Annotated in this window: 9 protein-coding genes; 4 read left to right on the forward strand and 5 right to left on the reverse strand. The window is 60.0% G+C overall.

The genetic code is table 11. The features are described from left to right. Positions 1-2 precede the first annotated feature (2 nt). The 4 genes from OKC29_RS03420 to OKC29_RS03435 all read left to right on the forward strand — a co-directional run bounded on the left by OKC29_RS03420 (position 3) and on the right by OKC29_RS03435 (position 4,529). The gene (locus tag OKC29_RS03420) at positions 3-629 is read left to right on the forward strand and encodes a 3'-5' exonuclease (protein WP_073350519.1); all 627 of its coding nucleotides are present in this window, start codon (positions 3-5) and stop codon (positions 627-629) included. A 109-nt stretch (positions 630-738) separates the two neighbouring features. Then, positions 739-1,050 carry a DUF485 domain-containing protein gene (locus tag OKC29_RS03425; RefSeq protein WP_073350521.1) on the forward strand — a complete coding sequence of 104 codons (312 nt, stop codon included), beginning with the start codon at positions 739-741 and terminating at the stop codon, positions 1,048-1,050. Continuing rightward, positions 1,047-2,702 (forward strand): cation acetate symporter, encoded by a 1,656-nt coding sequence (locus OKC29_RS03430; protein ID WP_073350522.1) that lies wholly within the window; start codon positions 1,047-1,049, stop codon positions 2,700-2,702. Before OKC29_RS03425 ends, OKC29_RS03430 begins: the two co-directional genes overlap by 4 nt. Positions 2,703-2,936: 234 nt before the next feature. Then, positions 2,937-4,529, forward strand: a complete 1,593-nt coding sequence (locus OKC29_RS03435; protein ID WP_011705884.1) for an ABC-F family ATPase — start codon at positions 2,937-2,939, stop codon at positions 4,527-4,529. 231 nt (positions 4,530-4,760) lie between these two features. Here the strand turns inward: OKC29_RS03435 and ppiD are convergent, their stop codons facing one another. The 5 genes from ppiD to clpP form a co-directional block, all read right to left on the reverse strand. Further along, positions 4,761-6,674, reverse strand: coding sequence for a peptidylprolyl isomerase (gene ppiD / locus OKC29_RS03440; RefSeq protein WP_162275700.1), 1,914 nt, complete (start codon positions 6,672-6,674; stop codon positions 4,761-4,763). 151 nt (positions 6,675-6,825) lie between these two features. Beyond that, on the reverse strand, positions 6,826-7,098 hold the full coding sequence (gene hupB / locus OKC29_RS03445; RefSeq protein ID WP_005315375.1) for a nucleoid-associated protein HU-beta: 273 nt from the start codon (positions 7,096-7,098) through the stop codon (positions 6,826-6,828). Between the two features lie 240 nt (positions 7,099-7,338). After that, positions 7,339-9,693 (reverse strand): endopeptidase La, encoded by a 2,355-nt coding sequence (lon, locus tag OKC29_RS03450; RefSeq protein WP_011705882.1) that lies wholly within the window; start codon positions 9,691-9,693, stop codon positions 7,339-7,341. Between the two features lie 141 nt (positions 9,694-9,834). Then, positions 9,835-11,109 carry an ATP-dependent protease ATP-binding subunit ClpX gene (gene clpX, locus OKC29_RS03455; RefSeq protein WP_005301524.1) on the reverse strand — a complete coding sequence of 425 codons (1,275 nt, stop codon included), beginning with the start codon at positions 11,107-11,109 and terminating at the stop codon, positions 9,835-9,837. Between the two features lie 146 nt (positions 11,110-11,255). Beyond that, the gene (gene clpP, locus OKC29_RS03460; RefSeq protein WP_005301526.1) at positions 11,256-11,879 is read right to left on the reverse strand and encodes an ATP-dependent Clp endopeptidase proteolytic subunit ClpP; all 624 of its coding nucleotides are present in this window, start codon (positions 11,877-11,879) and stop codon (positions 11,256-11,258) included. Positions 11,880-11,894 lie beyond the last annotated feature (15 nt).

Here is an 11,894-nt window from a genome sequence, read left to right on the forward strand (position 1 = left end):
CCATGTTGAGTCGCCTGCGTCGTCATTGGCATGGCCGCCGCGTTCAAGACCCGGCGTTTGCCCCGCTCTATGCCGACCCGCTCGCCGACGAGTGGGTGGCCCTCGACTTCGAGACCACCAGCCTGGATCCCGCCCAGGCCGAGATCGTCGCCATCGGCGCGGTGCGCATCCAGGGCAACCGGGTGCTGACCGGCGAGGCACTGTCCATCCGGGTGCAAGCGCCGGCCAGCCTGAGCGAACATTCGGTGGTGATCCACGGTCTACGCCATCAGGATCTGCAACAGGGCATGACGCTGGAGGCCGCGCTGCGCCTGCTGCTCACCTTTATCGGCCCGCGCGAACTGGTGGGGTATCACATCGCCTACGACCTGCGGATCCTCAATCTCGCCTGCCAGCGATGCTGGGGGCTGACCCTGGCGCAGCGCGGGATAGAGGTGAGCCGGCTCTACCACGATCACCTCTATCGCCGCTATCCCGATGCCGCCATCGATCTGCATCTGGCCGCCATCAGCAGCCACCTGGGTCTGCCGGCCCTGCCCGCCCACGACGCCCTGAGTGACGCCATCACTGCCGCCCTCATCTTCTTGCGCCTCACCCGGGGCGGGCCACTGGCTTATCCCAAAGTCTAATTGTCCACAAATAACATTTGATTCACATTTTGCTTACATGAGCAGCCCTGCTGCTCGGTAGGGACCTCCCTTCATTCACCGCCGACACTCAATGTCATGGAGCACTGCAATGGAACAGCAACCGTATCTTCGGATCCAGCAAGATCCCAACTTCCAGGAGCTGGTCGCCAAGCGCCAGCGCTTTGCCTGGTCCCTCTCCATCCTGATGCTGGGGCTCTATCTGGCCTTCATCATGCTCATCGCCTTTGCCCCCGGCTGGCTGGGCACCCCCTTGAGCGAAGGGTCCACCATTACCCGCGGCATCCCGGTCGGAGTCGGCCTCATCGTTTCCTCCTTCGTGTTGACCGGCATCTATGTGTTTCGGGCCAACGGCGAGTTTGACGAACTGAACCAGAAGATCCTCAAGGGAGCCCAATCATGAAAGGCAAGTCTCTGCTGTTGCTGGCCACGCTGGCCTCCTTCCCCCTGTTGGCAGCCGATGCGCTGACCGGCGAGGTGCATCGCCAACCGCTCAATATCTCGGCCATCGTGATGTTCGTGATCTTCGTGGCGGCCACCCTGTTCATCACCTACTGGGCCTCCAAGCGCAACCGTTCGGCCTCCGACTACTACGCCGCCGGCGGGCGCATCACCGGCTTCCAGAATGGCCTGGCCATCGCCGGTGACTACATGTCCGCCGCCTCTTTCCTCGGCATCTCCGCCCTGGTCTACACCTCCGGCTACGATGGCCTGATTTACTCCATCGGCTTTCTGGTGGGCTGGCCCATCATCCTGTTCCTGATCGCAGAGCGGCTGCGCAACCTCGGCAAGTACACCTTTGCCGACGTGGCCTCCTACCGCCTCAAGCAGACCGAGGTGCGCACCCTCTCCGCCAGCGGCTCGCTGGTGGTGGTCGCCCTCTACCTCATCGCCCAGATGGTGGGCGCCGGCAAGCTGATCGAGCTGCTGTTCGGCCTGCAATACCATGTGGCCGTGGTGCTGGTCGGCATTCTGATGGTGCTCTACGTGCTGTTCGGCGGCATGCTGGCCACCACCTGGGTGCAGATCATCAAGGCGGTGATGCTGCTCTCCGGTGCCAGCTTCATGGCCATCATGGTGATGAAGTCGGTCAACTTCGACATCGGCACCCTGTTCAGTGAAGCGGTCAAAGTGCACGAGAAGGGCATCGCCATCATGAGCCCGGGCGGTCTGGTCGCCGATCCCATCTCCGCCATCTCGCTGGGTCTGGCCCTGATGTTCGGTACTGCCGGCCTGCCCCACATCCTGATGCGCTTCTTCACCGTGAGTGACGCCAAGGAAGCGCGCAAGAGCGTGTTCTATGCCACCGGCTTTATCGGCTACTTCTACATCCTGACCTTCATCATCGGCTTTGGCGCCATCCTGCTGGTCAGCACCAACCCGGACTTCAAGGACGCCACCGGCGCCCTGCTGGGCGGCACCAACATGGCCGCCATCCACCTGGCCGATGCGGTGGGCGGCAGCCTGTTCCTCGGCTTCATCTCCGCCGTGGCGTTTGCCACCATCTTGGCGGTGGTGGCCGGGCTGACCCTGGCCGGTGCCTCGGCGGTCTCCCACGATCTCTATGCCAGCGTCATCAAGAAGGGCAAGGCCAACGAAGCCGACGAGCTGCGCGTCTCCAAGTACACCACTGTGGTGCTGGGGGTGGTGGCCATCGGCCTTGGCATCCTGTTCGAGAAACAGAACATCGCCTTCATGGTGGGGCTCGCCTTCTCCATCGCCGCCAGCTGCAACTTCCCGGTGCTGTTCCTCTCCATGTTCTGGTCTCGCCTGACCACTCGCGGCGCCGTCTACGGCGGCTGGCTGGGGCTGGTGAGCGCGGTCAGCCTGATGATCCTGGGCCCGACCGTGTGGGTGAAGGTGTTGGGCCATGCTCAGGCCATCTTCCCCTACGAGTACCCCGCCCTCTTCTCCATGGCGGTGGCCTTCGTCGGGATCTGGCTGTTCTCGGTCACCGACAAGTCGCAAAATGCGCTCGACGAGCACGCCAAGTTCTTCCCGCAGTTCGTCCGCTCCCAGACCGGACTGGGGGCAGCCAGCGCCAGCTCCCACTGAACCTTCGATTGACGGTTGCAAGCCGGCCCCAGGGCCGGCTTTTTTCATGCCGACAGGCAGCGGTCAGCGCCCGTTGCAATCCGATCGACGCGGCCATGGCCGCCGGGGGCGCGAGCGCACAGCACCACCCTCTCTATCCCCTCTGCAATAGGCCCGGATCACAGTTCTTGCTAAAACTTTCGGGGGATCTGTGCCATAATGCGCGCCATTTGACAGACCAACCGGGACATTCCAGTGCTTTCGAGTAACAACATCACCATGCAGTTCGGCGCCAAGCCGCTGTTTGAGAACATCAGCGTCAAGTTTGGCGGCGGCAACCGCTACGGCCTTATCGGTGCCAACGGCTGTGGCAAGTCCACCTTTATGAAGATCCTCGGCGGCGATCTGGAGCCCACTGGCGGTAATGTGAGCCTGGACGTCAACGAACGCATCGGTAAGCTGCGTCAGGATCAGTTCGCCTACGAAGAGATGCGCGTACTGGACGTGGTCATGATGGGTCACACCGAGCTGTGGGCCGCCATCGCCGAGCGCGATGCCATCTACGCCAATCTGGAAGCGACCGACGACGACTACATGAAGGCCGCCGAGCTGGAAGGCCTGGTCGCCGAGTATGACGGCTATACCGCCGAATCCCGCGCAGGCGAGCTGCTGCTGGGTGCCGGCATCCCCATCGAGCAGCACAACGGCCCGATGAGCGAAGTGGCACCGGGCTGGAAACTGCGGGTGCTGCTGGCACAGGCGCTGTTCTCCAACCCCGATATCCTGTTGCTGGACGAACCGACCAACAACCTGGACATCAACACCATTCGCTGGCTGGAACAAGTGCTCAACGATCGCGAGAGCACCATGATCATCATCTCTCACGACCGTCACTTCCTGAACTCCGTCTGCACCCACATGGCGGATCTGGACTACGGCGAGCTGCGCGTCTACCCGGGCAACTACGACGAGTACATGACGGCCGCCACCCAGGCCCGTGAGCGCCTGCTGGCCGACAACGCCAAGAAGAAGGCCCAGATCGCCGATCTGCAATCCTTCGTGTCGCGTTTCAGCGCCAACGCCTCCAAGTCCAGCCAGGCCACCTCCCGCCTCAAGCAGATCGACAAGATCAAGATTGAGGAAGTGAAGGTCTCCAGCCGGCAGAACCCCTTCATCCGCTTCGAGCAGGAGAAGAAGCTCTACCGCAACATCCTGGAGATCGAAGGCGTATCCAAAGGCTATGGCGAGGCTCCGCTGTTCAAGGGCCTCAACATGATGCTGGAAGTGGGCGAGAAGGTCGCCATTCTGGGTACCAACGGGATCGGTAAATCCACCCTGATCAAAACCCTGGTGGGCGCGCTGGCACCGGACACCGGCACCATCAAGTGGTCCGAAAACGCCCAGATCGGTTACTACGCCCAGGATCACGCCGAGGACTTCGACACCGATCTCAACGTGTTCGACTGGATGGCCCAGTGGAAACAGGAGAACGAAGACGAGCAGGCGGTACGCTCCGTACTGGGCCGTCTGCTGTTCTCCCAGGACGACATCAAGAAGCCGGTCAAGGTGCTGTCCGGTGGCGAGCAGGGCCGCATGCTGTTCGGCAAGCTGATGATGCAGCGCCCCAACATCCTGATCATGGATGAGCCGACCAACCACCTGGACATGGAATCTATCGAATCTTTGAACCTGGCGCTGGAGATGTACAAGGGCACCCTGATCTTCGTCTCCCACGACCGTGAGTTCGTCTCCTCCCTGGCGACCCGCATCCTGGAGCTGACTGAAGATGGCATCCGCGACTTCGGTGGCACCTACGAGGATTACCTGCGTACCCAGGGCGTGGTGTAACCCCCTCCTGCCCGCATATCCCGTCAATGAAAACCGGCACCTGAGTGCCGGTTTTTTTATGCCTGCGATATCTGCCAAACGACGCGGATCATCCCGAGCGTCATATCCCCTTCCCCCTGCCAGGACCGGGTTGTCATCCCGCCAGAAAGAAAGGAGACCGCACGGCGCCTCGCAGATAAAGAAACGGCCCCATCAAGGGGCCGTTTTCACATCGATTGGGATCGGTTCGACTTATTCGACCGAGGCTTCCACATCGGTGAAGTACTCGATCTTGGCAGACTTGCGCAGCTCGTCGATGAGGGACTTGTAGCTCACCTGAGCCTTGCCCTGACCCAGCTGGCCTTGCAGCAGCTTGGCCATGCCAGACGGCTCCTTGGCGACAGTCACCTTGTCCAGGGCCACCACCACGCGGTCGCCGTTGGCTTCGGTCACCAGCTCGACGCTCGGCTTGCCGTCGATCGGATGAGGCATGCGGAAGGCCTGCGCCACCAGGTTCTGATCCAGATCCTGAGCGAAGCGGGCTACCCCGTCATGATTCTCCACCTTCAGATCCAGCGCGGTCAGCTCGGCCTGGATATTCTCGCCAGCCTTGAGCTTGTCCAGCAGACCCTGCGCCTTGCCACGGGCCACTTCACTGGCCTTGTCGTGCTTGATGGCTGCAATCACCTGGTCTTTCACCTCCGCCAGCGGTTTGGCCGCTTTCGGCTGGTGACCGGTGATGTGCATGACCAGCGCCTTGCCATCCGCCAGTTCGATCACATCGGAGTTGGTGTTGTCATCGCGCAGCTGCTCGGAGAAGGCGGCGGAGAGCACCTTGGGATCGTTCAGCGGTGCCGGTGCATCAGCCTGGCTGAAGTAACCGGTGGACTGCACCTTGAGACCCATGGTGTCGGCGGTCAAGTCCAGCGAATCCGGGTTCTCGAAGCTGCTGTCGGCCATCTTCTGCTGCTCGGCAAAGAACAGCTCCTTGGCCTTGTCCGCCTGCAGACGGCTGATGGTCTCTGCTTTCACATCGGCAAACGGCTTGGTCTGGGCCGGTTCAACCCCCAGCAGCTTGATGACGTGGAAACCGAACGGGCTCTTCACCACGGTGGAGAGATCGCCGGCCTTGGCCAGTGCAAACGCGGCCTTCTCAAACGCCGGATCCATCACCCCTTTCTCGAACCAATCCAGCTCACCGCCTTTTTTGGCGGAGAAGGTATCGGAGGAGTCAGCCTTGGCCAGCGCGGCGAAATCGTCACCGGCCTTGGCTTTGGCCAGCACGGCTTCGGCCTTCTGCTCGGCGGCTTTCTCGTCCTTGCCGAACGGGATCAGGATATGAGCCACATGACGACGCTCGGCACGCTGGAACAGATCCTGGTGCTGATCGTAGTAATCCTGGGCATCCTGCTCGCTAACCTTGACGTCTTTACCAAGGGTGGCGGCGTCCAGCAGCAGGTAATCTACCTTGACCTGCTCGTCATTCATGAAGTGGCCGCTGTTGGCCTTGTAGTACTGCTCCACCTCTTCATCGGAAACTTTCACGTCCCCCAGGTAGGCAGATGCGGCCAGGCGCACCAGACGCAGATCACGAGTCTGGTTGTAGAGCTTGTCCAGTTGCTCGGCTTCACCCTTGAGTGCAAATTCGGTGCCCAGCAGGGCGCCCATCAGTTGCTGGCGAACCATGTCCTGGCGCAGGGAGTCACGGAACATCTCCGGGGTCATGCCGGCGCGGCGGATCAGCTGCAGATAGCGATCGTTGTTGAACTTGCCATCTTCGGCAAACTCGGGCATGGCGACGATGGCCTGCTTGATCTGCTCATCGCTGACGCGCAGACCCAGTTCACGGGCCTTGCTGTCGAACAGGGCCTGATCGATCAGACGGTCCAGCACGCCACGGCGGAACTGCTTCATGTAGTCAGGATTGGCGGCCAACTGGCTGAAAGACTCCCCCATTTGGGATTCCATGCGGGCCCGCTCGTTGCGATAGGCATTTTCCAGCGCAGCGGAGCTGATGTCATTGCCGTTGACGGTGGCGGGGGCGGTACGAGCCGGGCCGTTGAGGTAGCTACCTACACCGGCCAAGGCAAAGGAGAGGATGATCAGGCCCAAGATAACCTTGGCTACCTTGCCCTGCGCCCCTTCGCGTAGTTTATCCAACATCATGTTTGTACTTATGCTCCCGAACTCGATGGGCGTAAATAATGAAAAGGCGCACCGATTGCGATGCGCCTTGGTCAATCAGTATGAGGGAGAGCCCTCTCACTTGTCTGGTCTGTGACCAAGGACGGTGGCCGATGTGATATCAGCGCCCGGCTTAGTTGACAGCGTCTTTCAGGGCCTTACCGGCTTTGAAGGCAGGAACTTTACCAGCGGCGATTTCGATGGTCGCGCCAGTTTGCGGGTTACGGCCAGAACGGGCAGCACGCTCGCGCACGGCGAAAGTACCGAAACCTACCAGAGCAACCTGGTCACCCTCTTTCAGGGCTTCACCCACGGCGTCAATGAAAGCATCCAGCGCACGGCCAGCAGCGGCTTTGGAGATATCAGCACCGTCTGCAATCTTGTCAATCAGTTGAGATTTATTCACTCTTATATTCCCCTTTTATCGAACATCGCTGCGGCGCCGATTTCCCTGGCCACAACAAGTGGAGGTTTTATAGCAAGCCTCCTGATCAGTTGCAAGTGACAATCTAGCGCAAACCCGCGCCACATCACGCATTGCGACTCATCATGAGTACCCGATCGGTGGTCAAGGCTACTTCCGTTATCCGGCGCATGCAAGCCTTAACCACCCCCCGAATGCGCCAAATTTGCGGCGCATCAACATTTACACGACAGAAACGCGCTCAAACCCTTGCGGATTGTCCTGCAACGCCAGTTCCAGCACCTCGTCAATCCAGCGAACCGGATAGATTTCAAGGTCTTGTTTGACGTTGTCCGGGATCTCCTCGAGGTCACGCTCGTTCTCTTTCGGGATCAGCACCCGCTTGATGCCACCGCGATGAGCCGCCAGCAGCTTCTCTTTGAGACCGCCAATCGGCAGCACTTCGCCGCGCAGGGTGATCTCCCCCGTCATGGCCACATCAGCACGAACCGGATTACCGGTCAAGCTGGAGACCAGGGCGGTACACATGGCGATACCGGCGCTCGGACCGTCTTTCGGGGTGGCCCCTTCCGGCACGTGCACGTGAATATCGCGCTTCTCGTAGAAGTCGGCATTGATACGCAGCTTCTCGGCACGGGCCCGAACCACCGTCATGGCGGCCTGGATGGACTCCTGCATCACGTCACCCAGGGAACCTGTGTAGGTGAGCTTGCCCTTGCCCGGCATGTTGGTGGTCTCGATGGTGAGCAGATCGCCCCCCACTTCGGTCCACGCCAGACCACACACCTGACCCACCTGGTTCTGATCGGTGGCCTTGCCGTAGTCAAAGCGCTGCACCCCGAGGAACTCCTTGAGGTTGGCCTGATTGACCTGAACATGCTTGATGCTCTTGTCCAGCAGGATGCGCTTGACCGCTTTGCGACAAATCTTGGAGATCTCGCGCTCCAGGCTACGCACCCCCGCCTCGCGGGTGTAGTAGCGGATCACCCCGACCAGAGCGGAATCCTCGATGGTGATCTCGGACTCTTTCAGGCCGTTGCGCTGGATCTGCTTGGAGACCAGATGCTGCTTGGCGATGTTGAGCTTCTCATCTTCGGTGTAACCGGAGAGACGGATCACTTCCATCCGGTCCAGCAGCGGACCCGGGATGTTCATGGAGTTGGAGGTGGCCACGAACATCACGTCCGACAGGTCATAATCCACTTCCAGATAGTGATCGTTGAAGCTGTTGTTCTGTTCGGGATCCAGCACTTCCAGCAGGGCTGAGGCGGGATCGCCACGCATGTCCGAGCTCATCTTGTCGATTTCATCGAGCAGGAACAGCGGATTCTTCACGCCGACTTTCGCCATCTTCTGGATGAGCTTGCCGGGCATGGAGCCGATATAGGTACGGCGGTGACCACGGATCTCCGCCTCGTCACGCACCCCGCCCAGCGCCATGCGCACATATTTGCGGCCGGTCGCCTTGGCGATGGACTGACCGAGCGAGGTCTTGCCCACGCCGGGAGGCCCTACCAGACAGAGGATCGGCCCCTTGAGCTTGTTGACGCGCGCCTGCACCGCCAGATACTCGAGAATGCGATCCTTGACCTTCTCCAGACCATAGTGATCGGCATCCAGCACCTCTTGCGCCTTGCCCAGGTCTTTCTTGACCTTGGAGCGCGCCTTCCACGGCACCTGTACCATCCAGTCGACGTAGCTGCGCACCACGGTGGCCTCGGCCGACATGGGCGACATCATCTTCAGCTTGGCGAGCTCGGCCTGCGCCTTCTCACGGGCATCTTCCGGCATGCCGGCCTCTTCAATCTTGCGATTGAGGGCTTCGAACTCATCCGGACTGTCTTCCAGCTCACCCAGCTCTTTCTGGATGGCCTTCATCTGCTCGTTGAGATAGTACTCGCGCTGGCTCTTCTCCATCTGCTTCTTGACCCGGGAGCGGATGCGTTTCTCGACCTGCAGCAGGTCAATCTCCGACTCCATCATGGCCATCAGAAACTCGATACGCTCGGACACGGAGGCGATTTCCAGCACCTTCTGCTTGTCTTCGAGCTTGAGCGGCATGTGGGCGGCCATGGTATCGGCCAGGCGCGCCGCATCGTCGATCGCCGAAATCGAGGTGAGCACCTCGGGCGGGATCTTCTTGTTGAGCTTGATATAGCCTTCGAACTGACCGATGGCGGAGCGCACCAGCACATCCTGGTCCTTCTCCTCAATCGCCTTGGAGGCGATGTACTGCGCCTCGCCAACGAAGAAGTCCCGGTCGTCGATCATCCGCTCAAGACGGGCACGCTGGCCCCCTTCCACCAGCACCTTGACGGTGCCATCGGGCAGCTTGAGCATCTGTAGAATATTGGCCACTGTCCCGACGGAGAAGATCTCCTCCACCGTCGGCTCATCGGTTGACGCATCCTTCTGGGCCACCAGCAGAACTTTCTTGTCCTGCTCCATGGCCGCTTCCAGACAGCGAATGGATTTTTCCCGCCCCACAAAGAGTGGAATGACCATGTGGGGGTAAACCACCACGTCACGAAGAGGCAGGACGGGAATCTCGATGCGTTCTGAACGCTCTAGGTTCATATATGTCCTCTCGGCTTGTTATACCGTTGGCAAAGCGCTTGGCTGAGTATATGGGGGCGCTTAGATGAGATTCAATCGCCGAAACCGCAAAAAGCATGAAAGGGGCAAAAAGCCCCTTTCATTTGATTAAAAATCAGACATTTACTCTGATGCGGCGGCCTGGGTCTCGGGATTTTCGTAGATCATCAAGGGCGCGGAGTCCCCCTTGATCACGGTTTCGTCGATCACCACCTTGCTGACACCGTCCAGCGACGGCAGGTCATACATGGTATCGAGCAGCACGGCTTCCACGATGGAGCGCAGACCACGGGCGCCGGTTTTACGCTCCATCGCCTTGCGGGCAATGGCGTTCAACGCGTCGTCACGGAACTCCAGCTCCACCCCTTCCAGATCGAACAGCGCGGCATACTGCTTGGTCAGCGCGTTCTTCGGCTCTTTCAGGATCTGGATGAGGGCAGCCTCGTCCAGCTCGGTCAGGGTCGCTACCACCGGCAGACGACCGATGAACTCGGGGATCAGACCGTATTTGATCAGATCTTCCGGCTCCACCTTGGCAAAGCTTTCGCTCAAGGTCGCCTTGGCACTCTTGGACTTGACCTCGGCACCAAAGCCGATGCCGGTGCCCTTGACGGAGCGCTGCTCGATCACCTTGTCCAGACCGGCAAAGGCGCCACCGCAGATGAACAGGATCTTGGAGGTATCGACCTGCAAGAACTCCTGCTGCGGGTGCTTGCGACCACCTTGCGGCGGCACGGAAGCGATGGTCCCTTCGATCAGCTTGAGCAGGGCCTGCTGCACCCCTTCCCCGGACACGTCGCGGGTAATGGAGGGGTTGTCCGACTTGCGGGAGATCTTGTCGATCTCGTCGATGTAGACGATGCCGCGCTGGGCCTTCTCTACGTCGTAGTCGCACTTCTGCAGCAGCTTCTGGATGATGTTCTCCACGTCCTCGCCCACATAACCGGCTTCGGTCAGGGTGGTGGCATCGGCCATGGTGAAGGGAACGTCCAGCAGGCGCGCCAGGGTTTCAGCCAGCAGAGTCTTGCCGCTGCCGGTCGGACCGATCAGCAGGATGTTGGATTTGCCCAGCTCCACGCCACCGGATTCGCTGCCGCTGCGCAGCCGCTTGTAGTGGTTGTAGACGGCTACCGCCAGCACCTTCTTGGCGTACTCCTGCCCGATCACATAGTCATCCAGATGAGCGCGGATTTCATGAGGGGTCGGCAGCTCGCTACCATCGCGCTTGGGCGAGATCTCGCGGATCTCTTCGCGGATGATGTCGTTACACAGCTCGACACACTCATCACATATGTAGACGGAAGGGCCAGCGATCAGCTTGCGCACTTCATGCTGGCTTTTGCCGCAAAAAGAGCAGTAGAGCAGCTTATCACCCTCACCCTTGCGTTTTTCTGTCATTCAGCAACCTCGTTTTATCAATAGAGGATGGATTGTCCTGTTGAGTTTACAACAGTCCGGAACACCCTGCCCATGCCTGATCTGCCGATTGAGGGCATCATCAAACCAGATGATGCCCTCGACAATGCTACGGGCTAGCTCGTGGCTCAGCCGCGGCGGCTCAGGACACCGTCAACCAGACCATAGGCCACGGCCTGCTCGGCCGACATGAAGTTGTCACGGTCGGTGTCACGCTCGATGGTGGCCATGTCCTGACCGGTATGGAAGGCCAGACGCTCGTTCAGGGTATTCTTGATCTTCAGGATCTCCTGGGCATGGATCTGGATATCAGATGCCTGGCCCTGGAAACCGCCCAGCGGCTGGTGGATCATCACGCGGGCATTGGGCAGGCAGAAACGCTTGCCCTTGGCACCACCGGCCAGCAGGAAGGCACCCATGGAGCAGGCCTGCCCCATGCAGACCGTGCTGACGTCCGGCTTGATGAACTGCATGGTATCATAAATGGACATACCGGCCGTGACGGCCCCACCCGGAGAGTTGATGTAGATGCTGATGTCCTGATCCGGATTTTCAGACTCCAGGAACAGCAGCTGAGCCACCACCAGATTCGCCATGTGATCTTCAACCTGACCGGTCAGGAAGATCACCCGCTCCTTCAGCAGACGAGAATAGATGTCGTAGGAACGCTCCCCTTTCGCGGTTTGCTCTACCACCATCGGGATGAGCGCATTGCGTGGGGATTCAGTCACATCGTTATAGTTCTTGTACATAAGGCATTGTCCCTA

The sequence above is a fragment of the Aeromonas sp. QDB34 genome (assembly GCF_027705405.1).
Lineage (GTDB): Bacteria > Pseudomonadota > Gammaproteobacteria > Enterobacterales > Aeromonadaceae > Aeromonas > Aeromonas hydrophila.